Here is a 23,385-nt window from a genome sequence, read left to right as displayed (position 1 = left end):
GCCACGCAAGAATCAGATCACGTACAAATCAACATATTCATTGACCGGCATTGCTTCGAGCGTTGCCTGATCCAGCGATGCCGCAATGATCGCCTCTTGCTGTTTCGCCGGGAAACGCCGCGCGAGGTTGGTCCGGAACTTTTCGACCAGCAGCGGGATGCCGTCTTCGCGGCGGCGCTTGTGCCCGATCGGGTATTCGACGACCAGCTCGTCGAACGTGCTGCCATCGTTGAATTCGACCGTCAGCGCATTGGCGATCGAACGCTTCTCGGGATCGAAATAATCGCGCGTGAATTGCGGGTCTTCCACGCATTCGATCCTGGCGCGCAAGGTATCGATACGCGGATCTTTCGCCACCGCGTCTTCATAATCCGATGCCGTCAGTCGGCCATAAATCAGCGGCACGGCCACCATGTACTGGATGCAGTGATCGCGGTCGGCGGGGTTATCGAGCGGACCTTTTTTATCGATGATGCGAATCGCCGCCTCATGCGTGCGGATCGTGATCTTCCTGATGTCTTCGATCTTCTTGCCGGTTTCGGCAAGTTTCGCATGCAGCGTCATCGCCGCTTCCACCGCCGTTTGCGAGTGGAATTCAGCCGGGAACGAGATCTTGAAGAGCACGTTCTCCATCACGTACGAGCCGTATGGACGCTGGAACTTGAACTCGTTGCCTTTGAAGAGGACATCGTAAAAGCCCCACGTTTTAGCGCTCAGAACCGACGGATACCCCATCTCGCCGGTCTTCGCGATCAACGCAAGACGCACGGCGCGCGAGGTCGCATCGCCCGCGGCCCACGATTTGCGCGAGCCCGTATTCGGCGCATGACGATAGGTGCGCAGCGAGTGACCATCGACAAAAGCCAGCGACACCGCGTTAATGAGTTCGTCGCGCGTGAGGCCGAGCATGTGCCCGACCACCGCCGTCGATGCGAGCTTGACCAGCAGGACGTGATCGAGCCCGACCTTGTTGAACGAGTTTTCCAGCGCGATACAGCCCTGAATTTCGTGCGCCTTGACCATCGCGATCAGGACGTCTTTCATTGTCAGCGGCGTTTTGCCGGTGGCGACGGCGTTGCGCGACAACCAGTCGGCGGTCGCCAGAATGCCGCCGAGATTATCCGACGGATGGCCCCATTCGGCGGCAAGCCAGGTGTCGTTGAAGTCGAGCCAGCGGATCATTGCGCCGATGTTGAAGGCGGCCTGAACCGGGTCGAGCTGAAATGAGGTGCCCGGCACCTTGGCGCCGTTGGGGACAATCGTGCCGGGCACGATGGGTCCCATCAGCTTGGTGCAGGCGGGGTAGGTAAGGGCTTCGAGTCCGCAACCGAGCGTATCGATCAGGCAGTTGCGCGCGGTATCGAGCGCAAGCGTGCTGTCGATCGGATAGTTGAGAACGTAGTCGACTATGTCGACCAGTACGCGATCCGGCTCGGGCCGGACGTTTGAAATGTGGCTCATAGACTTCAGTGTCTCCGTGATTATTTGCGCTTGCTCAGCGGCTCGAACTTCAGATTTTCGGGCCCGGTGTAATTTGCGCTGGGGCGAATGATCTTGTTGTCGATCCGTTGTTCGATGATGTGCGCGCTCCAGCCCGAGGTCCGCGAGATCACGAAGAGCGGCGTGAACATGGCCGTGGGCACGCCCATCGCGTGATACGAAACCGCGCTGAACCAGTCCAGGTTCGGGAACATCTTCTTCGCGTCCCACATGGTTGTTTCGAGACGCTCGGCCACGTCGTACATTTTCGTGTCGCCTGCTTCCTTCGAGAGCTTCTTCGCGATGTCCTTGATTACCTTGTTGCGCGGATCGGAGATCGTGTACACCGGATGGCCGAAGCCGATCACGACTTCCTTCGCGTCCACGCGGCGGCGGATATCGGCTTCCGCTTCGTCGGGCGTTTGATAGCGGGACTGGATATCGAACGCGACTTCGTTCGCGCCGCCATGCTTCGGGCCGCGCAACGCGCCGATACCGCCGGTGATCGCCGAATACATGTCCGATCCCGTGCCGGCAATGACACGGCAAGTGAACGTGGATGCGTTGAATTCGTGCTCGGCGTAAAGGATCAGCGATGCATGCATGGCGTCGACCCATGACTTCGAAGGCGGCGCGCCATGCAGCAAATGCAGGAAATGCCCGCCGATGGAATCGTCGTCCGTTTCGGTTTCGATGCGCCGGCCGTTATGCGAATAGTGATACCAGTAGAGCAGGATCGATCCCAGCGACGCCATCAGCCGGTCCGCGATATCCTTCGCGCCCGCGACGTTGTGATCCTCTTTTTCGGGCAGCACGGTGCCGAGTACGGAGACGCCGGTGCGCATGACGTCCATGGGGTGAGCGGACGCCGGAATCCATTCGAGCGCTGCTTTCAGGTTCGCGGGCAGGCCGCGCAAAGCCTTGAGCTTGGTCTTGTACGACTTGAGTTCGGCGGCGTTGGGCAACTTGCCATGCACGAGCAGATAGGCGATCTCCTCGAACTCGGACGTGCCGGCGATATCGAGAATGTCATAGCCACGATAATGCAGGTCATTGCCCGTCTTGCCGACAGTGCACAGCGCGGTGTTACCCGCAGTCACGCCTGAAAGCGCGACGGATTTTTTCGGTTTGAAGCCGCCGGCAGCGGGTGCTTCTTTTGTCAGGGTATCGCTCATTTGTTTCAGTCTCCTGAATGAACACCGTTACTTTGCCTGATTGAACAGCGCGTCGAGCTTCTGCTCGAAGTCGTGATAGCCAATGCTCTTGTACAGTTCCTCGCGCGTTTGCATGGCGTCGAGCACATTCGCTTGCGTGCCATCGGTGCGAATTGCGCGATACACGTTTTCCGCGGCCTTGTTCATTGCGCGGAAAGCGGAGAGCGGATACAGCACGATGGAAACATCCACGCTGCGCAATTCCTCGACAGTGAAAAGCGGCGTCGATCCGAACTCTGTGATGTTTGCAAGCACCGGGACCTTCACGGCATCGACGAATTGTTTGTACATCTTGAGATCGGTCATCGCTTCCGGGAAGATCATGTCCGCGCCGGCCTCTACGCAGGCGCGCGCGCGATCGATTGCCGCGTCCAGGCCTTCCACCGCGAGGGCGTCGGTACGCGCCATGACGACGAAGTTCGCGTCGGTGCGGGCGTCGACAGCGGCCCTCACGCGATCCGCCATTTCCTGCTGCGAGACGATCGCCTTGCCCGGCCGATGACCGCAGCGTTTCGCGCCCACCTGGTCTTCAATATGCATCGCGCCGGCGCCTGCCTTGATCAGCGACTTGACCGTGCGCGCAATGTTGAAGGCGCTCGGGCCGAAGCCGGTATCGACGTCGACCATCAGCGGCAGGTCGCATACGTCGGTGATGCGGCGCACGTCGGTGAGGACGTCGTCGAGCGTGGAAATGCCGAGGTCGGGCAGCCCCAGCGATCCGGCCGATACGCCGCCGCCCGACAGGTAAATTGCCTTGAAGCCGGCATGCTGGGCGAGCAGCGCGTGATTCGCATTGATAGCGCCGACGAGTTGCAGGGGCTTCTCGGCCGCGACCGCCGCGCGAAACTTCGCGCCGGCGCTTAGTGTTGCAGCTGTACTCATATCAGGTCTCCGTTGATTCACGCCTCATAGCGCAAGTTGTCTGCCAGTACGTCAAGTCATTGATTGAGAACAGATTAGCCTTTTTTGTCGGCGGCTGAAAATTTCATAAATGCAATGAGGTATTGCAAAATTGAATTAAACTCTGTCATCTTCAATCGAGTTCTGTCATGAATCCTCCTCCACGCATCTGGGCCGTCGGTATCAGCAAATTGCGCGATCTGTATCGCGACATGGCGGCCGAATATGACGGCATTGCCGATCTGAGGATCGTGCCGCTCGGGTACGAGGACGCCGTGCATGAGATCGAAAACGCCGGCGATGCGCGCCCGGACGTGGTGGTGGCTGCCGGATCGAACGGGGCTTATCTCAAGGTGCGGATTGGCGTGCCGGTCGTGCTGGTGAACCCGACCGGATTCGACGTCATGCACGCACTGGCGCGCGCGCGGCGCGAGGGTGATCCAGTCGGTCTCGTGATGCATGGCGAGACGCCCGCCGAAGTGGCGCGCTTTTTCCGGGCGTTCGGCGCGGCGATCGAATGTGCGTCGTATGTGTCTGCGGAGGATGCGGAATCGTGCGTGCTGGACTTGCGCGATCGCGGGGTGCAGACGGTCGTCGGGCCGGGACTTGTCACGGAACTCGCTGAAAAGGCCGGCATGAAGTCGGTGTTCCTGTACTCGCGCGCCTCGGTTCAGGGCGCGTTCGAAACCGCGCTCGAAGTGGCCCGTGCAACGCTTGGCGAGACGCAGCGCCGCCGCAGGCTGGATCAGGTCCTGCAACATCTGCGCGATGGCGTGATTGCGCTTGCCGCCGATGGCCGTATAGAAGCGCTGAGCGGCAAGATGGCCGAGATGCTACAGCTTGCGCCGTCGCAAGTGGTCGGCAAGCGCTTGCGTGACCTGGCGCCCGAGGTGGCGAGCGCGGTGCCGAGCGAGCCCGGCGAGTCGCTGGAAACGGTACGCGGGACGAATTATGTGGTGCATCGAAGCGCCTGGGGGGATGCATCGGCGGCATCGGGTTCCATCGTCACGTTTCAGGAGTCGATGGCGTTGCAGCGCATGGACCGGTCGGTGCGCACGCGGCAACGCGCACCGGCCCTCACGACGCGATACAAAATCGGCGACCTGAACGGCGGCAGCCACGCAATCGAGCAGATTCGACAGCGCGCGCGCCGTTATGCCCGCTCGGACGCCACCGTGCTGATTCGCGGTGAAAGCGGCACAGGAAAAGAACTCGTCGCGCAGGGTATTCACAGCGAAAGCGCGCGGCGTGACTTCGCTTTTGTCGCGTTCAATTGCGGCGCGTTTCCGGAGACGCTTCTGGAAAGCGAATTGTTTGGTTACGAAGAGGGCGCATTTACTGGCGCGCGGCGTGGCGGCAAGGCGGGGCTGATTGAATCGGCGCATCGCGGCACGCTTTTCCTCGATGAAATCGGCGAAATGCCGTTACCGCTGCAAAGCCGTTTGCTGCGCGTGCTGCAAGAGCGCGAGGTTGTACGGCTGGGTTCCACGGAGCCGCTACAGGTCGATGTGCGGATCGTCGCGGCAACGCACCGCGCGTTGAGCGAGCGCGTTAAGACGGGCGAGTTTCGCGCGGACCTTTACTATCGGCTGAATATCTTGAATCTGACGCTGCCGCCGTTGCGCGAGCGGTCGGCTGACATACCGGCGCTGGCTGCGCAGTTGTTGTGGCGCACCGGGCGGCTTGCTTCGCCGGATGCCGCGCTCAAGACGCTCGAACCGGTAATGCCAATGCTCGTGGCTTATGCATGGCCCGGAAACGTGCGCGAGTTGCAGAACGTGATTGAACGGATTTCGGTCGAACTGGAAGACACGGCTGCGAAGCCGTTGAAGTTGACACCCAGGCTAATGAGATCGATTGCGCCGGAACTCGAGGAAACAACGTCGAATTCAAACGTGGAATCGCTCAAGGCGCGCAGCCGAAAGGTGGAGGCGGACGAAATACGCTCGATGCTGGATTCGTTCGGCGGCGACCGTGATAGAACGGCGAAGGCGCTGGGTATCAGCAAGACCACGCTCTGGCGCAAACTGACGCCGCGTCAGGCGTAAGAGATCAGCCGCGTTCCTGCACGCAAACCCACGGCGACACCACCACGGCCCACAATTCCGGGTTGCGTTCAGCAAGGTCGGCGGCGGTCTCGGCGGTCGTGCGTTCCAGCAACCCTGAGGAGAGCCACTCGGTCACTTGCCGGGTATCGTCACTTGCAACGGCTTCGGCCACGCTGACCAGATCAATGTCGCGCGCCACTTTCAGCAGCACGCCGCGCGCAAAAAAACGCTGCAGTTCGGACCATTCTATCTGGGCGGTTTCCGAGAAGAGCTTGAGGTAAAGCGGGCTGGGAGATTGATCGTCTTTCATGGCGCAATGCAGGCGGGTTCGAGCGTTCGACATCATAAACCATCAATACCGTACGCCCGGTCTTGCCCCATGGCGGTAGTTTCTCGAAGGTCGAGGAACATCGTTTCCTTCGGGTCTTGCAGATGGGTATGAAAGAGCGGAAACAAGAAAGCAGGGCATTCGCCTCCACATTTTGATCGAGACTTTATCTAAGCGATGAAGTTATGGAAAATGTCGTTTCGTGCATTCAGACATAACCTATCGTCATGGATAACGAATCCTCGTTTAGCGCTGCGTCCGCCTCCCCGCTCGGCAGTCTGATCAGCGGGCGGATCAAGTTCCGGCATCTGCAATGTTTCCTGGCTGTGATGCAGTTCGGCAGCGTGCAGCGTGCCGCGGATAGTCTTTCGATCACGCAGCCGGCGGTATCGAAGACGATTGCGGAACTCGAATCCATCCTGAGCGTGCGTTTGTTCGAACGCGGCCGGCGCGGCGCCGAGCCCACGCGCGAAGGACGTCTGTTTGCGCCGCATGCCGCCGCGTGCGTGGGCGCGTTGCGCGAAGGCGTGGACGAATTGTCCCGGCATGGGATCGAGCATCCCGGCACGGTTTCGCTCGGCGTTCTGCCCACGGTCGGGTCTGTCTTGCTGCCGCCAGCGCTTGCAGCGTTTCGAGCGCGGTGGCCGGGGGTGTCGGTGAAAGTATGGACGGGGTCGAACTCGCAGTTGCTCGAACGCCTCAAATCCGCCGATGCCGATCTGGTCATCGGCCGGCTGTCCGAACCCGAAGGCATGCTCGGGATGACCTTCGAGCAGTTGTATCGCGAACCGCTGACGGTCGTGGTTCGTCACGATCATCCGCTCGTACACGAAAACAGTGTCACGGCTGCGTTGCTTGCGCGATTTCCAGTAGTGGTGCCGCCATTCGGGACGTTGATCCGCCAGTCGGCCGAGAGCGTACTGACGGCGTTTGGGGCGCAGGCCTTGAGTTCGCTGATCGAGACATTGTCGGTGTCGCTCGGGCGCGCTCTTGCATTGCACAACGACGCGGTGTGGTTCGTGCCGTGGAGCGTGGTCGAACATGACATCGCGTTGAAACTCTTGGCGCGCTTGCCCATGCCTTTCGCCAGCGCAGATGAATCCATCGGTCTGATCCTCCGTCATGATCGCGCGAGGCGGGCGGTACTTGAGGATCTTATTGATGCAATCCGCGACGCAGGACGCGAGCGCGAAACGGTGCGCATCGGTATGAAATAGCTGGCCTTAAGTCTTGCTGCAGGCACTTGTTACCGCGCGAGCGGCATCGGCAAAACCCCATTAGCATACGTGCGATAAAAGCTATATAAGTGGCTCGAAGCAAGTGCTCCAAAAACAAGCGGCGCGTATTGCGTGAAGCAGCGATGTATTTCGCCTACAGGCAAAACGTACTGTAAGCATGGGCAAGATATCTGCGTGCAACCAATTCCCGCTTTGTGATGTCTCACTGCCCAGACCTCATTGACCAAGACGCCATCAAAGCCGCCCGCAAGATGAAAACCGTATTGCTCGTCGACGACGATCCCGAGACTATCGAAGCGTGGACCCTGTGCATGCAGTCACAGGAATGCAGGGTGTTGTCCGCGTTCGACGGCAACGGCGCGCTCGCGTTACTGGGCGAAAACAGCGTGGACATTGTGGTGTCCGACTGGAAGATGCCGGGGCTTGGCGGCGCGTTGCTTTGCCAGACCATGAAGACCAATTCGGCGATGGCGCACATTCCCTTCCTGATGATTTCGGGGCATCCGCATCCACCGGCTTTCGTTCATTACGATGGTTATCTGCAAAAGCCCGTCGAGGTGGAAGCGTTGTTGTCAGCGGTGGACAGGCTGTGCGCCGCCAAGCGCCGCCGGCCTTTTTGAGCCGGCGCGCGGGCGCGGTTGCTCATGCAAGCCGCGCCATCTCCTTCTCCATGCGTTCCTGAGCGAGCCGGTTCAACTCCTGAGGCACCACACAATCAGCGGGCAACGGCGGCAACACGATCACGCGAATATGGCCGGGCTGATCCGGCCAGCCTTTGGCCGGCCAGTACTTCCCCGCGTTGTGCACGACCGGCACGGCGGGCACCTGCGTGGAACACGCGAGGCGCACTCCGCCCGACGCCAGCTTCAACGGCGCGTCATGCGCCACCCGCGTGCCTTCGGGAAAGATCACCACGACGTCGCCCAGCGCAAGCTTCCCTGCACATTCGCGCGTGACGGCCTGATGCGCCTGACGCGGCGAACCGCGATCCAGGCTCACCATGTCGAGGCCTTTCAGCACCCAGCCGAAGAACGGGATACGCTTGAGATCGCTTTTGAATACAAAACTGATCCGGCGTGGAAACAGCGCCATGAAGGCAAGCGTTTCCCACGTCGATTCGTGCCGGCACAGCATGATGAACGGCTCGTCCGGCAGGTTTTCGAGTCCTTCCACCGAACACGACACGCCGGTAATCACGCGCATCATCTTGACCATTGCGCGGCACCATTGCTTCGCGAGCCAGTAGCGGCCGCTGCGGCCGACAAATGGAAACAAAGGCAGAATCAGGATGGACCACACTGTGCCGCTGCCAAGCAGGTAGGTCGCGAATAGCCACTTGACGAAGGTTCGATGCATTAAGTATCAGGCGATGGTAAAAACTTGGCTGAAGCGCCGCGAAAGGCGGGAGGACACAGGCCGCCATCGGGTCCGGCGGCCTGAGTTCGGCAAACGTGAGCAACCACGGCGCGCGAAACCCGAAGGATAGCGTGTGCGGCGATCCGTGTCCTGATTCCAAAATCCGGCAGGGCGGCGCGGTCACTCGTGCAGACACACAGTCAGATACAGGGAGGCGCTTGATCTCTCTTCAACGGAGTTCCAATGACGGACGATGCAGGCAACGAAGTAAAGACCCCGGTTCCGGAAGATTTATCGGCTGCACAGACGCCGGCTTTCGACGAAGGCATGCTCGATGTGGGCGATGGACATTCGATCTATTGGCGCGCGCAAGGCCCGAAGGACGCGCCCGTGATGCTGATCGTGCATGGCGGCCCGGGTGGCGCCATGAACCTGAAGTGGGGAGACGTGCTGGATGCATCGAAGTGGCGGATGGTCTTCTTCGACCAGCGCGGTTGCGGAAAGTCCACACCCTTTGGCAAGCTGGAACATAACGGCACGAAGGAACTCGTCAGCGACATGGAAAAGCTGCGGGTGTTGCTCGGCATCGAAAAGTGGGCATTGTTCGGCGGCTCGTGGGGCACGACGCTCGCGCTGAGCTACGGCGTGACGCATCCGGAGCGCTGCCGGGCCTTCTTGCTGCGCGGGATTTTCCTCGCTCGCCGGCAGGATATCGACTGGTTCCTGTGGGACGTGCAGCGTGTGTTTCCCGACGCACATCGCAAGTTTCTCGATGCAATCGAAGCCGCGAGCGGCGAGTACCCGCTCAACGCGGCTGAAATCCTGTCGCTGACCGGCGCGCCGCTCGCCCGTTTCGACGAAGCCGGCATCAAGCTCGCACGAGCATGGTCCGGATATGAAGCCACGCTGTCGGTGGTGAACAAGCCTGTGGCGACCAAAGCCGGCGAAGCGAAAGCCGACGCTGCCGAAGCCGCCGGCACTGAGCCGGCCCGGCCCCAGGCATCGCCCGAGGAGACGCGCGAATCCAACGCTGCTGCCATCTCCATGTCGCTGCTCGAACATCACTACATGGCGCATGAGCTGCCGCCCGAGCCGTTGTTGCCTCGCATCGGCAGGATCGCGCATCTGCCGTGCGTGCTCGTGCATGGCCGCTTCGACATGGTGTGTCCCGCGGATCAGGCGCTCGCGCTCGCCGACGCTTGGCCTCGCGCCCAGCTTTCAATAGTCGATGCAGCCGGCCACTGGACCTTTGAACCCGGCAATGTGACCGCCCTCAAGGCAGGCGGCGAATTTCTTGCGCGCGCACTGGCCGCAGGTTGATGGACAAGAGTTTGCGGCGCTTCGACAAGTCCCGCACGAGGGGCGCCAAGCGGTAAATTTGGGACGGCAATGGTACGATCCGGCCTTGCAACTCTCGGCGGGCCGTACCCGTCGAACGGTAATCAAGTTACGGAGGCAACCCGATGGCCCAACAGAAAACCAACCCGAAACTGGAGCAGGCGCTGACTCGCGGCGACCTTGCCATCCGTCAGGCCAACTCTGGCCGCGCGACCGCTGTGCTGCGCGCGCTTGGCAAGATGATTGTGGAGGCATCGGCAACGATTGGCGTGGAAGCGTTTGTGGTGATCCACGACGGCGACAAGATCTACGACCCGGTCGATGGCATGTGGCCGCAACAGCTCCTGGTGTCGCTGGACGGTCCAGTGGAAGACGCGGACCCTGACGAGTTGCGCACGGTCACGCTGATGGCCGACACGCCAGCAACCGTCCTGCGCTGCGAATGGCAGCGGGCGGACGGCAAGATCGGCCGTCAGGAAGGACGTCCGCTCGCAATGGTCGCATTCATCACCGACGTGGACATTCCCTGGCTGGACGACGAAGACTGAAGCGCACCCGGAATTTCGCCAGCGGATGTCAGGACATCCGCTGGACGTGACCACAATGCCCAATGGCGCCCGCGCTTTATTCAAGAGTTGGAAACGATTTCCAATATGCCTCTAACCTGCAATAACACGCCGTAGCGAAATAGACTGGAATAAAATACTGTCGCCGCCGATTTCAGTCATTTTTTCCTGTTTTCATTTGCCCGCTGCAAAACTCGAATATGCTTTTTCTGAACACAAAGCACAGCTGCTTTATATAAACACGCACGTTGCGGGTGCATGTCCCGGCCAAGAACACTTAACCCGAATTCCCAATAATCCCTGAATTCCGCCGTATCTCCGAATAGATTTTCATAATACGAAATTAATCGAGTTAAAACTACGGATAAAACCTGAAAAGCATTAGGAATGTCGTTTTTTTAGATTTCTTCAAAGTTTTAACAACCATCCCGTACCCCGTCAATTGCCTTTAGGCGAGACTTAAATCGTCGTGCATGTGGCTTGCATAAAGTCAAGCGCATCGCGGCATCCTCCTTCTCGCCACAAATTGGGGTAACAAAAATGGAAAAGCTCGATCATGCGGACCAAAGCAGCATTTTATGCGGTCGCCTTATGGACCAACGCGCCGGGTTAGAAACGCTGGAGTGTGCGGTAGAAACGCTCAGAAAGCGCGAATCCATGCCATTTACTATTCGGATAGTTCGAGAAAGCGCCGATCTCGAGAAAGTCGTCGATATCCGGCGCCTTGCCTATGCGCGGCATTTGCCGTCCTTCGCCGCCAAGCTTGGCATTGAAGAGTGCGATCGCGATGCAGGCGTGGCAGTGCTTCTCGCGGAGTCGAAACTCGATGGCGCGCCGGTTGGCACAATGCGTATTCAAACGAATGAATATACGCCCCTGGCTGTGGAACAATCCGTGCGTCTGCCTGAATGGCTGGCTGCCAGCCGGCTCGCCGAAGCGACACGGCTGGGTGTGGCGGGCGGTGGTATTGGGCGGGTCGTTAAAGTAATGCTCTGCAAGGCACTGTGGCTTTATTGCGAGCAGCAGCTTGTCGATTATATGGTTATCACGGCGCGTGCGCCGCTCGACCGTGAATATGAAGCGATGCTGTTTGAGGACGTATTCGGTGAAAGGGAATTCCTGCCAATGGCGCATGTTGGCGGATTACCGCACCGGGTGCTTGCCAAGGACGTCATGGCGGCGCGCCGCCGTTGGCAGGAAGCGAAACATCCGTTATTCAGGTTCATGGTTCACACCGATCATCCGGATCTCAATCTGGAGATGCCGGATTTATCTTTCCGTCCGGAACCGGTACGATGCCCGGAAGCATCGCAACTTAGCTTTGGCAGGTAATAAAAGATAGCTTGTCGGCCTGACTGCCGAGGTCACAGGAGAAGGTGGTGGCGATTCAACCGGGTAGTTAATAACGTTGTTTCGCCACTACTTTCGCGGCTTGCGTCATGCACGTCATGCATTACGGGGGAAATCCAGGTATGGCGTTGGGTGCCTTATTTTCGCGGGCCAAGTCCGGATTTACCGGGTCGAATATCGATCGGTTCCTGTACGCGTTCGCCGTTTATATTGTTCCCACTCTTATCGCTCTCGGCACCGTCGCAACCCTGATCTGGGGCACGCAGCAATTCGATTCGAAGGGCGGGCTCACGTTGCCCCTGCACGTGGTGAAGGATCCGGGCGGCACGCTCGATCCGGCTTCGGCGTTGCAGCGTATGCCTGGCGCCGTGACCACTAATCGCTTCAATACCCGACTGTCGGAAGAACCCTTCTGGTTTGAATTCACCGTTCCCAGCATGAGTTCGGAACAGTCCACTTATGCGGAACTTCCTTCCCGGCACGCGCAAACGCTGTCGTGCTGGGTGGCGTCGAGCCTGCAATCGCTGGGGACCGCCAACCGGCTGAGCACGACCAATGAGCTCGCGCCGGTCAAGGCCGGATTCTCATTGCATCTCGGCCACCTGGTTCAATCCGTGAGCGTGCTGTGCCGTGGCACGTTCTCCGGCCCGGCGCAGATCACGGCGCTCGCCTGGAACGGTCCGGCGTTGCGCAATGCGGCGCTCGACTTCGAGGAAAGCTCGGGGTTGATTGCGGGCGGCTTGCTGACGCTAGCCGTGTTTGTTTTCGTCACGGCGATGATCAACCGCGAATGGACCTACGTGATCTTCGCTGTCTGGCTGGTCGGTAATTTGCGGCTTTGCGCCAACGCAATGGGATGGGACATGCAATGGCTCGGGCGCGTCATTCCGCCCGAGTACATGCAAAGCCTGCGGCAACTGACATTCGCCGCGTATTACCTGCTGACAGCCGCGTTGTTCGCCTCGCTGTTTCGCCGCGAACTGAAGGCGATCGGCTATAGATGGCTGCTGAGGATCATCCAGTACGTCGGACTTGTGCTGTTAGGCGCGGCCATCGCGCTTCCTTATTCGCGATTTATTCCAACGCTTTGGGTAATCACGGGCTTTGGCGTATTCGTATTGATTTTCCTGCTTGCGCGGCTGGTGTGGATTACGCGTTCGCGCACTGTGTTGTGGTATGTCGGGTCGCTTGCGATCGTGCTGTTCGCCACATTCTCCGAAGTAATGGGCGCGGCGTTCGGCATCAAGCTGCTGGTCGGAGGCGTGAATACCGTGATGGCGGCGTTGTCGTCGAGCATGATGGCGGCGTTCGCCATCGCCGAACAAATGCGGGCGGAGCGCTAGCGTCGCCGGCAAGCGCAGACGGAATTGCGCAACACGTACGACGTGACGCCCATCGGCTTGTTTACCCTCGATACCGCCGGTCACTTCGTGCGCGCCAACCCCGCGCTGCGTTCCATGCTCGCGTTGCAGAAATCCGAGTACAAGGTGCGGCACTGGAACGATTACTTCGAATCGGGCGCGTGGGGGGCGCTGCAGGCGCTGGCGTCGAAGGGCAGCGAGGGCGAACTTGAAATGGGCGGTGCGCACTCGCGCGGCAACGGCGAACGGCGCTTCCTGTTGAAGGCCACGCGCTCGAACGGCTGGATCGAGGGCTCGCTGCAGGACGTGACGGAGCGCTCGAAGGCTATCGAGCGCTTGCGCTTTCTGGTTGCGCACGATCCGCTCACGGGCTCGCTCAACCGGCGTGGTGTGGAGAAGGCGATTGCAGCGCAAAGCGAAGAGGCGTCGTCGTGGGCGCTTGCTTATGTGGATCTCGATCGTTTCAAGCTCGTGAACGATCTCTTCGGGCATCGCGCCGGCGACGAAGTCCTCAAGCAGGTCGCGGCGCGTACCCGTGCGCTGTTTGGAACGGCTTTTCCGTTCGGACGCATCGGCGGCGACGAATTCGTATGCGTGATGAGCGGCATGTCGATAGACGAAGCCGTCGACTGTTGCCAGCAATTGATGAGCGCGTTGAGCGACACGCCGTATCAGGTTGGCAATCGCGCGTTCCAGGTCAAGGCGTCCGTTGGACTGGTCGAATGCTCGACGGGCGTGCGCGTGCAGGATGCGCTTTCGCACGCGGATCGTGCCTGCCGCGAGGCCAAGAAAAGCTCCAACGTAAGAATGGTGACGTATCGCAAAGGTGCGGCGGCGTTCGAGGAACGCGCAGAGGAACTGAAGCTTGTGGAAACGCTGGGACGCAATCGACTGCCGCCCGGATTATTCCTCGTGATGCAGCCGATCATGTCGCTTACCGCGCCGACCGAGTCGCTGAATTTCGAAGTGCTGTTGCGCATGCGCGCGCCCGACGGCGCGACGCTGCCCGCGGGTAAGGTGATCGTGGCGGCCGAAGAGTCGGGGAATATTGCAGCCATCGACAAATGGGTGATCACCACGCTGCTCGAATGGATCGAGAAGCATCAGGCTTCGCTTCGGAATACGCGGTTTATCTGCGTGAATCTGAGTGGCGGGTCGCTGAACGACGAGCAGTTCATGGACGATGCCTTCGCGCTGTTCGCACGTTACCGGCATGTGGTGCCTTACCTGTGTCTTGAGATTACCGAGAGTGTCGCGTTGCACGATCTTGGCAATACGCAGCGGTTTATCGCGCGGGTGCATGATCTGGGTGGCAAGATCGCGCTCGACGACTTCGGGGCGGGATACACGTCGTTCAAGTATCTCAAGGATCTTTCCGCCGATGCCCTCAAGATAGACGGCGAGTTTATCCGCACGATGTGCGCGCATCCGGCCGATATCGCCATTGTCGAGGCGATTGTTGCGCTGGCCCGCAATCTTGGGATGCGCAGCGTGGCGGAATGGGTCGAGGATATCGATACGCTGCGCGCGCTAAAGGACATCGGCGTTGATTATGTGCAGGGTTTCCTGATCGCCAAACCGCAGGAAAGCGGCGCAATTCTTGGCGCGGTTTCCGCCGCCAGTTTCGTGAAAGACCCGGACGTGATCGAGTTTATCGACCGGATTGCCGGCGACAAGGCGCTGGCGTTTTCGTTTGATCTTGTCGACAAGGCCGGGCTGCACTAAGGCGTACTTTGCTTAGTCCGTCTTCATCTCTTTCAATATCTTCGTCGCCGCAATCGGGATACGCGTGTCATCCCACTGCGCGAGCCATTGCACTTCCTTCGTCGTGAAAAAGCCCGGCTTGTTGCGCAAGGCAAATTGCAACGCGTCGACAACGTGGTCGCGAATGATCTGCGGCGAATCTTCGCTCGTAACAACGGCGTGAAGGGCTTCAAGTGCGCTCATGATGCGTGACACCCATATGGTTGATAAAAATGCTGGTAAACCATAACCGGAGAAAATTCCGGAAAACAATTCAATTTGCCATGTTTCCTGTTTCTTCCTCCTGCTTGGTGTTTATCCGTAGACGCGCCGCAACAATCGGCCTTTACAACGCGCGTGCGAATACCTGGATTTATTTTCCGTGGTTCATGTTGCGGCGCACTTCAGTCATCAAGCGGCTTTTCTTGACTTGTCCATCCACCGCTGCTGTACTAAATAAAGTCAATTGATTTAGTCGACAAACGGACCTCAAGCGCTTCTCTCCCGGAAAGCGCCGGTCCATAAAAACAGTGGAGCGAGACATGAAAAATCTTCGGCGTGCCGCCGTCCGTGCGTCTTTCCTTGGCTTGGCCGTTGCATCGATTCTCGGTTCAGGCGTCGCTTTGGCCGCGGACCAGATCGCCATCGGGCTGATTACCAAGACCGAAACGAATCCGTTCTTCGTCAAGATGAAGCAGGGCGCCGAAGAGGCCGCCACCAAAGGCGGCGTGAAACTGATCACCGCCAGCGGCAAGTTCGACGGCGACAATGCCAGCCAGGTCACCGCTGTGGAAAACATGATCACGGCCGGCGTCAAGGCCATCCTGATTACGCCAAGCGACACCAAGGCCATTGTCCCGACGCTCAAGAAAGCGCGGACGGCAGGCATTCTCGTGATTGCCCTCGACACCCCGACCGAACCGCAGGACGCCACCGACGCGCTTTTCGCCACCGATAACTTCAAGGCGGGCGTGCTGATTGGCGAGTATGCAAAGGCGTCGCTCGGCGGCAAGCCCGCGAAGATCGCGACGCTCGATCTGGCTCCGGGCGTGTCGGTCGGCGTGCTGCGTCATAACGGCTTCCTGCAGGGCTTCGGCGTAAAGGAAGGCGATCCGTCGATTGTCTGCAGTCAGGACACGCGTGGCGATCAATCGAAGGGCCAGACGGCGATGGAAAACTGCCTGCAGAAAGTGCCGGATATCAACCTCGTCTATACGATCAACGAGCCGGCTGCGGCAGGTGCTTATCGCGCGCTCAAGGCAGCGGGCAAGGACAAGGGCGTGATGATCGTGTCTATCGACGGCGGCTGCGAGGGCGTGCGCAATGTGAAGTCGGGCAACTTCGCCGCGACCTCGCAGCAATATCCGCTCGTGATGGCGGCGCAAGGTGTGCAGGCGGGTATCGACTACGCGAAGACAGGCAAGAAGGCGACCGGCTATCACGACACGGGCGTGACGCTCATCACCGATAAACCCGCCAACGGCGTCACGGCCAAGGACACGAAGTTCGGCCTGGATAACTGCTGGGGCAACAAGTAAGCTGCCACGCCGCATGCCGTGCTGAGTGCCTGAACGCCTGAGCGCAGCATGCGGCGCCTTTTGTTTGTCGCTGTCGAGGTCCCGAATCATGACGCAATCCACCTCTCCCACGGCCAGCCGCACAGCGTTCGCCGACCGCTTGCCGTCACTCACGGACATTGGCCCGCTCGCCGCGCTCGTGATCGCCTGCGCGTTTTTCATCTGGCAAAGCAACCGCTTCCTGTCGATCCAGAACCTCTCGCTGATCCTTCAGCAAACCATGGTCGTGGCCGTGATCGCCATTGGCCAGACGCTGATCGTGCTGACTGGCGGTATTGACCTGTCGTGCGGCATGGTGATGGCGTTCGGCTCCATCATCATGACCAAGTTCGCCGTGACGCTCGGCATACCGCCCGTGCTTGCAATCCTGTGCGGCGTCGGTGCAAGCGCATTATTTGGATTACTGAACGGTTCCTTGATCACGAAGATCAAGTTGCCGGCGTTTATCGTGACGCTTGGCACGCTCAACATTGCGTTCGCATTGACGCAGGTCTATTCGAATGCCGAGAGCGTCACGAACCTGCCCGACGCCATGATGTTCTTCGGCACCGCGTTTCATCTCGGCGGCGCGGAAGTCACGTATGGCACGGTGCTGACCCTGCTGATGTATCTGGTCGTGTGGTTCGTACTGCGCGATACCGTGCCTGGGCGCCATCTCTACGCGCTTGGAAACAACGCCGAAGCAGCGCGGCTGATGGGGCTTTCGTCGCAGAAGATCCTGATCACCGTGTACACGCTCGCGGGATTTTTCTACGGCATTGCGGCGTTGCTGTCCGTGGCGCGAACGGGCGTGGGCGATCCGCAAGCCGGGCAGACGGAGAACCTCGATTCCATCACGGCGGTCGTGCTCGGCGGCACGAGCCTCTTCGGCGGGCGCGGCACGATTGTCGGCACGTTGCTGGGTGCGCTGATTGTCGGCGTGTTTCGCAACGGCCTGACGCTCATCGGCGTGTCGTCGGTTTATCAAATCCTGATCACCGGCATTCTGGTGATTCTCGCGGTTGCCGCGGACAAGCTCGCGCGGCCTCGCGCTTAAAGGAGTCACGGCCATGAACGACACACGCAAGCTTGTCCTGGAAGCGCGCGGCGTCATCAAGCGCTACGGCTCCGTCACCGCGCTCGACGGCGTCGATTTCGAACTGCTGCCCGGCGAGATCATGGCGGTCATCGGCGATAACGGCGCGGGAAAATCGTCGCTGATCAAGGCACTTTCGGGCGCACTCGTGCCGGACGAAGGTGAGATCCTGCTCGATGGCAAGCCCGTCCATTTCCGCAGTCCGCTCGATGCCCGCGCGCAAGGCATAGAAACCGTGTACCAGGATCTCGCGGTCGCGCCGGCCATGAGCATCGCGGAAAACCTGTTTCTCGGGCGCGAGCTCAAGCGTCCGGGCGTGCTCGGCTCGGTATTCAAGATGATCGACAAGCGACGCATGCTGCAGGAAGCCATCGCCCATATGGAAGGCTTGCAGATCGGCATCCGCTCCATGAAACAGGCGGTCGAAACGCTTTCCGGCGGTCAGCGCCAGGGCGTTGCGGTGGCGCGCAGCGCGGCGTTCGCACGGCATGTCGTTATCCTCGACGAACCCACGGCCGCGCTCGGCGTGAAGGAATCCAACATGGTGCTGGAGTTGATCCGGCGCGTGCGCGATCGCGGCTTGCCGGTGATCCTGATCAGCCACAACATGCCGCATGTGTTCGAGATCGCTGACCGCATCCATATCCAGCGCCTTGGGCGGCGCGCGGCGCTTGTCAATACGCGCGACATCCATATGTCCGAGGCGGTGGCGATCATGACCGGCGCCAAGCAGGCCGACGTCCAGGCGATTGCCTGAGCGCAATGAGCCCGCCCTCGGCCACGTCCGGCGCGACGTCCACCACAGCGTCCAGCGCGACCTCCAGACCGGCCGGCATGCGGCAAATGAACGAGCGCATCGTGCTGCAGGCGGTGCGCGTACATGGGCCGCTGCCCAAATCGGATATCGCGAGGCTGACGCGCCTGAGTTCGCAGACTGCGTCGCTGATCGTGGATCGTCTGATCGATGACGGCCTGCTCGCGCGCGAACCAAGAACGCGCGTACAGGGGCGCATGGGACAGCCGTCCGTGCCGATCTCGCTGCGCGCGGACGGCGCGTTTTCCATCGGCGTGAAAGTGGGGCGGCGCAGTCTTGATGTGCTGACCATGGATTTCGCGGGTCAGGTGCATGCGCGCGAGACGACTGGTTATGCATATCCCGATCCGCGCACGGTGTTCAAGCTGCTTGCCGGCAAACTCGATCAGATGATAAACGCGCTCGCCGATAACGCCGGCAAGGTGGTCGGTATCGGCGTGGCGGCGCCCTTGTGGCTGGGCGGATGGCGCACCTTCTTCGACACCCCGCCCGAGGTCTTCGCCGCGTGGAATGAGATCGATATTCGCGCACGCGTCCAGGCGCTCACGGCGTTGCCCGTGGAGTTCGCGAAGGACACGACCGCTGCATGCGCCGCCGAACTGTTAATGGGACAAGGACGCGGATTGCGCGATTTCCTGTATGTGTTTATTGGTACCTTTATTGGCGGTGGTCTCGTGATCGATGGCCGCCTGCATGCCGGGCCAAAGGGCAATGCGGGTGCGGTCGGATCGTTTCCGCTCAGGTCCGAAGGCGCGCCGCAGTTGCTGAACGTCGCGTCTGTCTACGTGCTCGAGAAGCGCTTCACGGAAGCCGGATTTCCCGCTGCGGCCGCGCATGATCAGCGCGCGCTCTCGGCGCAATTGTGGCCGCTGTGCGATGCGTGGCTTCGGGATGCGTGTCCCGCGCTGGCATCGGCGATTGCTTCGGCGGCGGCGCTGGTCGACCTTGACGCCATCGTGATCGACGGCGAGCTTGATCGGGCATTGTTGCGCGAGGTGTTGAGCCGTACGAACGCCGCGCTCGATGCGTTCGACTGGCAAGGCATGCTGCGTCCGCGTTTGGTGGAAGGCGAGATTGGCGCCGATGCGCGGGCCATGGGCGGCGCGATTTTGCCGCTCTACGCGCACTTCGCACCGCGCCATGTGCTGTTCCTGAAGTCGGGACTGAGTGTCTAATGCTTTTGTTACTGATTTTGCGCATAAAAAAGGCTGTTCCAGCTTTCGCCGGAACAGCCTTTTCAGCCGAGTGCATCAGGCGAGGTTCCGCCGCATGCGAGTGCGTATAAATGTCAGTCAGGCCCGGCGTTTCGTCACCAATCCCCAAATCACCAGCAGAATGATTGCGCCGATCACCGACGCGATCCAGCCAGCCGGTTGTCCTTCCTGGTACCAGCCCATCGCGCGGCCTGCATAGCCCGCTATCAGCGAGCCGGCAATGCCGAGCACGATCGTCATGATCCAGCCCATGCTGTCGTCGCCGGGTTTGATCGCACGGGCGATCAAACCAATGATGCCCCCGACGATAATGGTGCCGATTAGTGAAAGCATAGAGATTCCTCCGAAGTGTTGGCGAGTGTCCCGGGTTGTCCGGGCGCTGGGCACGTGATGCCGTTGCGTAGACCGATCGGCCAGCGTCCAGGCATTTTCGACGATGCCGCCGCTTCTTGCAGTTAAAATTCGTCAATTCGACACTGCGCGGCGACGCCTTGCGTTCTTGTTTCTCCTCGCACCGTCTTAATGCCATTAAACCGGCCACTCAAATAGAACACTGCTCCATGACTGTTTCCGATTCAGATCACGACCTCCACGCCGAAGAAGACAATACGATTCACGAGGCGCGTCTATGGCGCGACGACGGCTGGACGGCCCGCGTGATCAAGAACGAGGACGACGACGGCTGGGCCGTCGAGATGATCAAGGATGGCGAAGCTGAACCTGCGCTCACAGGTCCGTGGACCATGGGCCGCGACAAGAAGAACCCCAAGCCGCTTGACCCGAACGCATTTCGCACGCTGATCAAGACTGCGTCCGAAGTATTGCGCCGCCACGAGCAGCAGCGCCACGCGATGCTTCATAAGGATGTGACGGTTCGCGCGAACGGAGAAGACGTTACCGTGACGCTGGATATCGTCCCTGACGAGGACGATCCCTACGCGGATCTGAAGGCGCTCGACATGTTCGGCACGATGCTGGCGCACGTGCGCGTCCCGGCAGGATTCAAGTTCAGCAAGACGAGCGCTCAGGCGTGGGTGGACAACGATTTCCGAAAGCCGGAATAAGCGCCCGTGATAAGCGGCAAGACGTACGGGTCGCTCAGTACACAGCCGGCGCGCCCTCGGGCCGATGCTTGAATCGCCGATGCACCCAGTAGTACTGTTCCGGAAAACGCTCTACTTGTGATTCAAGGAACTCGTTCATGCGGCGTGCGTCGATTTCATCGCTATCTGACGGATAGTCGGCGAGCGGCTCGAAGATCGTCATCTTGTAGCCTTTGTAGCCGGGCAGCACTTCCGTGACGAACGGCACCACGCGCGCGCGGCCAAGCCGTGCAAGCCTCGACACCGACGTGAGCGTGCACGCCGGCACGCCGAAAAACGGCACGAACACCGAGTTTTCGATGCCGTGGTCCATGTCCGCTGCCAGCATGACCGATCCGCCGCCGCGCAGCAGCTTGAGAATGCGTCGCGCGCTGTCGGCACGCATCACCATGTCGGCGCCGAAGCGGCCGCGCTGTTCGATTGCGAGCGTGTTCAGCTTCTTGCTGGACATGGGCGTATAGAGCGCGGTGATGGGCAGTTTCATGGAATACAGCATGCAGCCCACTTCAATGGCGACGAAATGAAAACCCATGAAAATGGTGGGCGGGGCGTTTTCGTCGTCCAGATCGATGTGGCTTTCGAGTTTGACCAGCTTTTCGATGGCATTGGCCGTTCCGAACCATTGCACGCCGCGCTCTACATAACTGCGCACAACGTGACGAAAATGTGAACGCCCAAGGAGTTTGTATTCGGCTGCGGTCTTGCCTGGAAAACACAATTGCAGATTGACTTGCACAATATGTTTTCGACGGCTAGGAATGTAATAAAGCAGCGCTCCGAGTACGCTGCCCACGCGCGCGACCAAGCCATAAGGTAGCCGCGCGAGTGCGCGCAGCAGCGCTACGACGAGCGCAAAACCGAGATTGTTCAAGTTGGCCCTTTGAGACGGGCGGCAAACCAATGTGATGAGCGCCGGGTGAGGTTGAACTCCGGCGATCGGCCTGTAGCCGGATGCCGAAGAGGAGTTATGGCAAAAGCAGGCGCGGCGAGGGTCCGCGAGGAAAATGGAAAGAACGCTTAAAACGCGCAAGCAGGGGCAACTGGATCATCCGCTCGTGGCATGGCGAGCCCGTGCGCCGCAGCTTGATGTGCACGAGCGTGCGGACATGACGCGTCTGAAACGTCGCCATGATCGCACACCCGGCGTGGCGGACGCAGTTTCTTCATTTTCCAAAGTTGCTTCGGGAAGATCCCGTTGCGAGTTTCAACGGCCCACAGGCTGCCCACAGACAGCCCACAGTCGGCCTCTAAACGGAGACAAGCGTATGCATCTGCTTTTGATTTATGAATTGAGCGATGACTATATGGCGCGGCGGGCGGCGTTCCGCGAGCGTCATCTGACGTATGCCTGGGCGGCGGTCGGGCGTGGGGAATTGCTGCTGGGTGGCGCGCTGGAGGCGCCCGTGGATCGCGCGATGCTGCTCTTCGATGCGGATTCGGCCGCCGTGCCTGAAGCATTCGCACGGGCCGATCCGTATGTGACCGAGGGATTGGTCACGCGCTGGGAAGTGCGCAAGTGGAACACGGTGGTGGGCGAGCAGGCGGCTCAGCCGATACGGCCAGCATGAGCGCCTGCACGTGCCGTCAAGATTCGCTGGCCGTTTCCTCGTCCTCGTGCGTGTCTTCGTCGCGGGTATCGTGGGCATCGCGGGTATCGAGTGAGTCGGTCGTCGCGCGCACCGGCTGAACCTGCCTGGGCGACGTCGCCACCGGACGCCGCGCCGTGCGAAACAGCCGCGTGAGCGTATCGTCCATTTCCTGCGTGCGCTCGAACAGTTCCGCGAGCCAGTCCACGAACGCGCTCACCCGCGGCGCCGCTTGCCGGGTCTTGACGAACGCCACCGATACATTCATGGGCATCGACTTCCACTGCGGCAGCACTTCGCGCAATTCGCCCGAACGCAGGTACGGCAGCGCGGCAATGCGCGGCGGCTGGATCAGCCCGAGTCCTTGCAGGCCGCACGCGAGATACGCGTGCTCGTCGGTGACTTGCACGAACCCGGCCATTTTCACGGCCACAGCTTCGCCGTCGACTTCAAAGTCGAAATCGCACGGGCGTCCTGTACGCACCGAGACGCAGTTCACCGCCACATGATGCGCGAGGTCATCGAGTGTCTTCGGCGTACCATGCGCTTCCAGGTAAGCGGGCGTTGCGCACGTCACGTGCTCGAAGCTGCCGAGCCGCCGCGCGATCAGCCCGGAGTCCGGCAGTTCGCCAAGCTGAATGCTGCAATCGACACCTTCACCGACCAGATCGACGGCGCGGTTGCTCACGCCAATCGATAGCTCTATATGCGGGTAGCGCGCATGAAAATCCGGCAGCGCGGGCACGACCAGCGAGGTCGCGACGGTATCGGGCATCTCGATGCGCAAGCGGCCGCGCAAGCGCTCCTCGCGGCCATGAAAGCCCGATTCCAGGTCATCGATATCCGCCACGATGCGCACGCAGCGCTCATAGCACGCGGCGCCTTCGGCCGTGAGATTGAGGCGCCGAGTCGTGCGTGCGAGCAATTGCACGCCGAGCAGCGCCTCGAGTTGTTGAATGGTCGTGGAAACAGTTGCGCGCGGCATGCCGAGGGACTCGGCGGCGCGGGAGAAACTGTTGGTATCTACGACGCGTATGAAAACACGCATGGCATGAACGCGATCGGTCACGGGAGTTTTCCTGTAGAAGCGATGAA

General features: G+C 60.2%; 23 protein-coding genes. 14 read left to right on the top strand and 9 right to left on the bottom strand.

Annotation, left to right across the window (positions count from 1 at the left end; translation table 11 throughout):
- Positions 1 to 12: 12 nt before the first annotated feature.
- Genes ACRWA7_RS10690 through prpB form a run of 3 tightly spaced genes read right to left on the bottom strand, consistent with a single transcriptional unit; the run spans position 13 to position 3,575 of the window.
- Positions 13 to 1,461, bottom strand: coding sequence for a bifunctional 2-methylcitrate dehydratase/aconitate hydratase (locus tag ACRWA7_RS10690; RefSeq protein WP_438392612.1), 1,449 nt, complete (start codon positions 1,459 to 1,461; stop codon positions 13 to 15).
- A gap of 20 nt (positions 1,462 to 1,481) precedes the next feature.
- Positions 1,482 to 2,654 (bottom strand): bifunctional 2-methylcitrate synthase/citrate synthase, encoded by a 1,173-nt coding sequence (gene prpC, locus ACRWA7_RS10685; RefSeq protein WP_438392611.1) that lies wholly within the window; start codon positions 2,652 to 2,654, stop codon positions 1,482 to 1,484.
- A gap of 27 nt (positions 2,655 to 2,681) precedes the next feature.
- Positions 2,682 to 3,575, bottom strand: coding sequence for a methylisocitrate lyase (prpB, locus tag ACRWA7_RS10680; RefSeq protein WP_438392610.1), 894 nt, complete (start codon positions 3,573 to 3,575; stop codon positions 2,682 to 2,684).
- Between the two features lie 167 nt (positions 3,576 to 3,742).
- Here prpB and prpR point away from each other — a divergent pair, with 167 nt between their 5' ends.
- A complete protein-coding gene (gene prpR, locus ACRWA7_RS10675) occupies positions 3,743 to 5,641 on the top strand; it encodes a propionate catabolism operon regulatory protein PrpR (RefSeq protein WP_438392609.1) in 1,899 nt (632 codons plus the stop codon).
- Positions 5,642 to 5,645: 4 nt separating this feature from the next.
- Here prpR and ACRWA7_RS10670 read toward each other — a convergent pair whose 3' ends face one another.
- Positions 5,646 to 5,951: a DUF2288 domain-containing protein gene (locus ACRWA7_RS10670; RefSeq protein WP_060856734.1), complete on the bottom strand. Its 306-nt coding sequence runs from the start codon at positions 5,949 to 5,951 to the stop codon at positions 5,646 to 5,648.
- Between the two features lie 245 nt (positions 5,952 to 6,196).
- On the opposite strand from ACRWA7_RS10670, the gene pcaQ reads away from it, so the two are divergent.
- Both pcaQ and ACRWA7_RS10660 read left to right on the top strand, forming a co-directional pair.
- Positions 6,197 to 7,186: a pca operon transcription factor PcaQ gene (gene pcaQ, locus ACRWA7_RS10665; RefSeq protein ID WP_438392608.1), complete on the top strand. Its 990-nt coding sequence runs from the start codon at positions 6,197 to 6,199 to the stop codon at positions 7,184 to 7,186.
- 272 nt (positions 7,187 to 7,458) lie between these two features.
- The gene (locus ACRWA7_RS10660; protein ID WP_063493232.1) at positions 7,459 to 7,827 is read left to right on the top strand and encodes a response regulator; all 369 of its coding nucleotides are present in this window, start codon (positions 7,459 to 7,461) and stop codon (positions 7,825 to 7,827) included.
- A 22-nt stretch (positions 7,828 to 7,849) separates the two neighbouring features.
- On the opposite strand, the gene ACRWA7_RS10655 is transcribed toward ACRWA7_RS10660, so the two are convergent.
- On the bottom strand, positions 7,850 to 8,563 hold the full coding sequence (locus tag ACRWA7_RS10655) for a lysophospholipid acyltransferase family protein (protein WP_060856731.1): 714 nt from the start codon (positions 8,561 to 8,563) through the stop codon (positions 7,850 to 7,852).
- Positions 8,564 to 8,806: 243 nt separating this feature from the next.
- Between ACRWA7_RS10655 and ACRWA7_RS10650 the strand changes: the two genes are divergently transcribed.
- From ACRWA7_RS10650 to ACRWA7_RS10630, 5 genes are all read left to right on the top strand, one after another.
- Positions 8,807 to 9,883: an alpha/beta fold hydrolase gene (locus ACRWA7_RS10650; RefSeq protein WP_438392607.1), complete on the top strand. Its 1,077-nt coding sequence runs from the start codon at positions 8,807 to 8,809 to the stop codon at positions 9,881 to 9,883.
- A 143-nt stretch (positions 9,884 to 10,026) separates the two neighbouring features.
- Positions 10,027 to 10,449, top strand: coding sequence for a hypothetical protein (locus ACRWA7_RS10645; RefSeq protein WP_060856729.1), 423 nt, complete (start codon positions 10,027 to 10,029; stop codon positions 10,447 to 10,449).
- 558 nt (positions 10,450 to 11,007) lie between these two features.
- A complete protein-coding gene (locus ACRWA7_RS10640) occupies positions 11,008 to 11,799 on the top strand; it encodes a hypothetical protein (protein WP_438392606.1) in 792 nt (263 codons plus the stop codon).
- A gap of 140 nt (positions 11,800 to 11,939) precedes the next feature.
- Complete coding sequence (locus ACRWA7_RS10635) at positions 11,940 to 13,160, top strand: 7TM diverse intracellular signaling domain-containing protein (RefSeq protein ID WP_438392605.1); 1,221 nt, start codon at positions 11,940 to 11,942, stop codon at positions 13,158 to 13,160.
- Between the two features lie 24 nt (positions 13,161 to 13,184).
- Positions 13,185 to 14,903, top strand: a complete 1,719-nt coding sequence (locus tag ACRWA7_RS10630; RefSeq protein WP_438392604.1) for a putative bifunctional diguanylate cyclase/phosphodiesterase — start codon at positions 13,185 to 13,187, stop codon at positions 14,901 to 14,903.
- 12 nt (positions 14,904 to 14,915) lie between these two features.
- On the opposite strand, the gene ACRWA7_RS10625 is transcribed toward ACRWA7_RS10630, so the two are convergent.
- Complete coding sequence (locus ACRWA7_RS10625) at positions 14,916 to 15,125, bottom strand: hypothetical protein (protein ID WP_060856727.1); 210 nt, start codon at positions 15,123 to 15,125, stop codon at positions 14,916 to 14,918.
- A gap of 338 nt (positions 15,126 to 15,463) precedes the next feature.
- Here ACRWA7_RS10625 and ACRWA7_RS10620 point away from each other — a divergent pair, with 338 nt between their 5' ends.
- From ACRWA7_RS10620 to ACRWA7_RS10605, 4 genes are all read left to right on the top strand, one after another.
- A complete protein-coding gene (locus ACRWA7_RS10620) occupies positions 15,464 to 16,459 on the top strand; it encodes a sugar ABC transporter substrate-binding protein (protein WP_438392603.1) in 996 nt (331 codons plus the stop codon).
- An 88-nt stretch (positions 16,460 to 16,547) separates the two neighbouring features.
- Positions 16,548 to 17,534 carry an ABC transporter permease gene (locus ACRWA7_RS10615; RefSeq protein WP_438392602.1) on the top strand — a complete coding sequence of 329 codons (987 nt, stop codon included), beginning with the start codon at positions 16,548 to 16,550 and terminating at the stop codon, positions 17,532 to 17,534.
- Positions 17,535 to 17,547: 13 nt separating this feature from the next.
- Positions 17,548 to 18,330: an ATP-binding cassette domain-containing protein gene (locus tag ACRWA7_RS10610; RefSeq protein ID WP_060856724.1), complete on the top strand. Its 783-nt coding sequence runs from the start codon at positions 17,548 to 17,550 to the stop codon at positions 18,328 to 18,330.
- A 5-nt stretch (positions 18,331 to 18,335) separates the two neighbouring features.
- Positions 18,336 to 19,562 (top strand): ROK family transcriptional regulator, encoded by a 1,227-nt coding sequence (locus ACRWA7_RS10605; protein WP_438392601.1) that lies wholly within the window; start codon positions 18,336 to 18,338, stop codon positions 19,560 to 19,562.
- A gap of 117 nt (positions 19,563 to 19,679) precedes the next feature.
- On the opposite strand, the gene ACRWA7_RS10600 is transcribed toward ACRWA7_RS10605, so the two are convergent.
- Positions 19,680 to 19,934 carry a GlsB/YeaQ/YmgE family stress response membrane protein gene (locus ACRWA7_RS10600; RefSeq protein ID WP_060856723.1) on the bottom strand — a complete coding sequence of 85 codons (255 nt, stop codon included), beginning with the start codon at positions 19,932 to 19,934 and terminating at the stop codon, positions 19,680 to 19,682.
- Positions 19,935 to 20,161: 227 nt separating this feature from the next.
- Here ACRWA7_RS10600 and ACRWA7_RS10595 point away from each other — a divergent pair, with 227 nt between their 5' ends.
- A complete protein-coding gene (locus ACRWA7_RS10595) occupies positions 20,162 to 20,665 on the top strand; it encodes a hypothetical protein (protein WP_438392600.1) in 504 nt (167 codons plus the stop codon).
- 34 nt (positions 20,666 to 20,699) lie between these two features.
- Here ACRWA7_RS10595 and ACRWA7_RS10590 read toward each other — a convergent pair whose 3' ends face one another.
- Complete coding sequence (locus tag ACRWA7_RS10590) at positions 20,700 to 21,575, bottom strand: lipid A biosynthesis lauroyl acyltransferase (RefSeq protein WP_438392599.1); 876 nt, start codon at positions 21,573 to 21,575, stop codon at positions 20,700 to 20,702.
- Positions 21,576 to 21,969: 394 nt separating this feature from the next.
- Between ACRWA7_RS10590 and ACRWA7_RS10585 the strand changes: the two genes are divergently transcribed.
- Positions 21,970 to 22,272, top strand: a complete 303-nt coding sequence (locus tag ACRWA7_RS10585) for a YciI-like protein (RefSeq protein WP_438392598.1) — start codon at positions 21,970 to 21,972, stop codon at positions 22,270 to 22,272.
- Positions 22,273 to 22,288: 16 nt separating this feature from the next.
- On the opposite strand, the gene ACRWA7_RS10580 is transcribed toward ACRWA7_RS10585, so the two are convergent.
- Positions 22,289 to 23,359 (bottom strand): LysR family transcriptional regulator, encoded by a 1,071-nt coding sequence (locus ACRWA7_RS10580; protein ID WP_438392597.1) that lies wholly within the window; start codon positions 23,357 to 23,359, stop codon positions 22,289 to 22,291.
- Between the last annotated feature and the right edge of the window lie 26 nt (positions 23,360 to 23,385).

Origin of the sequence: Caballeronia sp. DA-9 (assembly GCF_051615025.1) — a bacterium.
Classification (GTDB): domain Bacteria; phylum Pseudomonadota; class Gammaproteobacteria; order Burkholderiales; family Burkholderiaceae; genus Caballeronia; species Caballeronia sordidicola.
The sequence above is the reverse complement of the archived record's forward strand: the minus strand, read 5'-3'. Positions and strand labels throughout refer to the sequence as shown.

Coding starts and splice junctions, on each gene's coding strand:
- ACRWA7_RS10690 (WP_438392612.1), bottom strand. CDS start 1,461: ATGAGCCACATTTCAAACGTCCGGCCCGAGCCGGATCGCGTACTGGTC.
- prpC (WP_438392611.1), bottom strand. CDS start 2,654: ATGAGCGATACCCTGACAAAAGAAGCACCCGCTGCCGGCGGCTTCAAA.
- prpB (WP_438392610.1), bottom strand. CDS start 3,575: ATGAGTACAGCTGCAACACTAAGCGCCGGCGCGAAGTTTCGCGCGGCG.
- prpR (WP_438392609.1), top strand. CDS start 3,743: ATGAATCCTCCTCCACGCATCTGGGCCGTCGGTATCAGCAAATTGCGC.
- ACRWA7_RS10670 (WP_060856734.1), bottom strand. CDS start 5,951: ATGAAAGACGATCAATCTCCCAGCCCGCTTTACCTCAAGCTCTTCTCG.
- pcaQ (WP_438392608.1), top strand. CDS start 6,197: ATGGATAACGAATCCTCGTTTAGCGCTGCGTCCGCCTCCCCGCTCGGC.
- ACRWA7_RS10660 (WP_063493232.1), top strand. CDS start 7,459: ATGAAAACCGTATTGCTCGTCGACGACGATCCCGAGACTATCGAAGCG.
- ACRWA7_RS10655 (WP_060856731.1), bottom strand. CDS start 8,563: ATGCATCGAACCTTCGTCAAGTGGCTATTCGCGACCTACCTGCTTGGC.
- ACRWA7_RS10650 (WP_438392607.1), top strand. CDS start 8,807: ATGACGGACGATGCAGGCAACGAAGTAAAGACCCCGGTTCCGGAAGAT.
- ACRWA7_RS10645 (WP_060856729.1), top strand. CDS start 10,027: ATGGCCCAACAGAAAACCAACCCGAAACTGGAGCAGGCGCTGACTCGC.
- ACRWA7_RS10640 (WP_438392606.1), top strand. CDS start 11,008: ATGGAAAAGCTCGATCATGCGGACCAAAGCAGCATTTTATGCGGTCGC.
- ACRWA7_RS10635 (WP_438392605.1), top strand. CDS start 11,940: ATGGCGTTGGGTGCCTTATTTTCGCGGGCCAAGTCCGGATTTACCGGG.
- ACRWA7_RS10625 (WP_060856727.1), bottom strand. CDS start 15,125: ATGAGCGCACTTGAAGCCCTTCACGCCGTTGTTACGAGCGAAGATTCG.
- ACRWA7_RS10620 (WP_438392603.1), top strand. CDS start 15,464: ATGAAAAATCTTCGGCGTGCCGCCGTCCGTGCGTCTTTCCTTGGCTTG.
- ACRWA7_RS10615 (WP_438392602.1), top strand. CDS start 16,548: ATGACGCAATCCACCTCTCCCACGGCCAGCCGCACAGCGTTCGCCGAC.
- ACRWA7_RS10610 (WP_060856724.1), top strand. CDS start 17,548: ATGAACGACACACGCAAGCTTGTCCTGGAAGCGCGCGGCGTCATCAAG.
- ACRWA7_RS10605 (WP_438392601.1), top strand. CDS start 18,336: ATGAGCCCGCCCTCGGCCACGTCCGGCGCGACGTCCACCACAGCGTCC.
- ACRWA7_RS10600 (WP_060856723.1), bottom strand. CDS start 19,934: ATGCTTTCACTAATCGGCACCATTATCGTCGGGGGCATCATTGGTTTG.
- ACRWA7_RS10595 (WP_438392600.1), top strand. CDS start 20,162: ATGACTGTTTCCGATTCAGATCACGACCTCCACGCCGAAGAAGACAAT.
- ACRWA7_RS10585 (WP_438392598.1), top strand. CDS start 21,970: ATGCATCTGCTTTTGATTTATGAATTGAGCGATGACTATATGGCGCGG.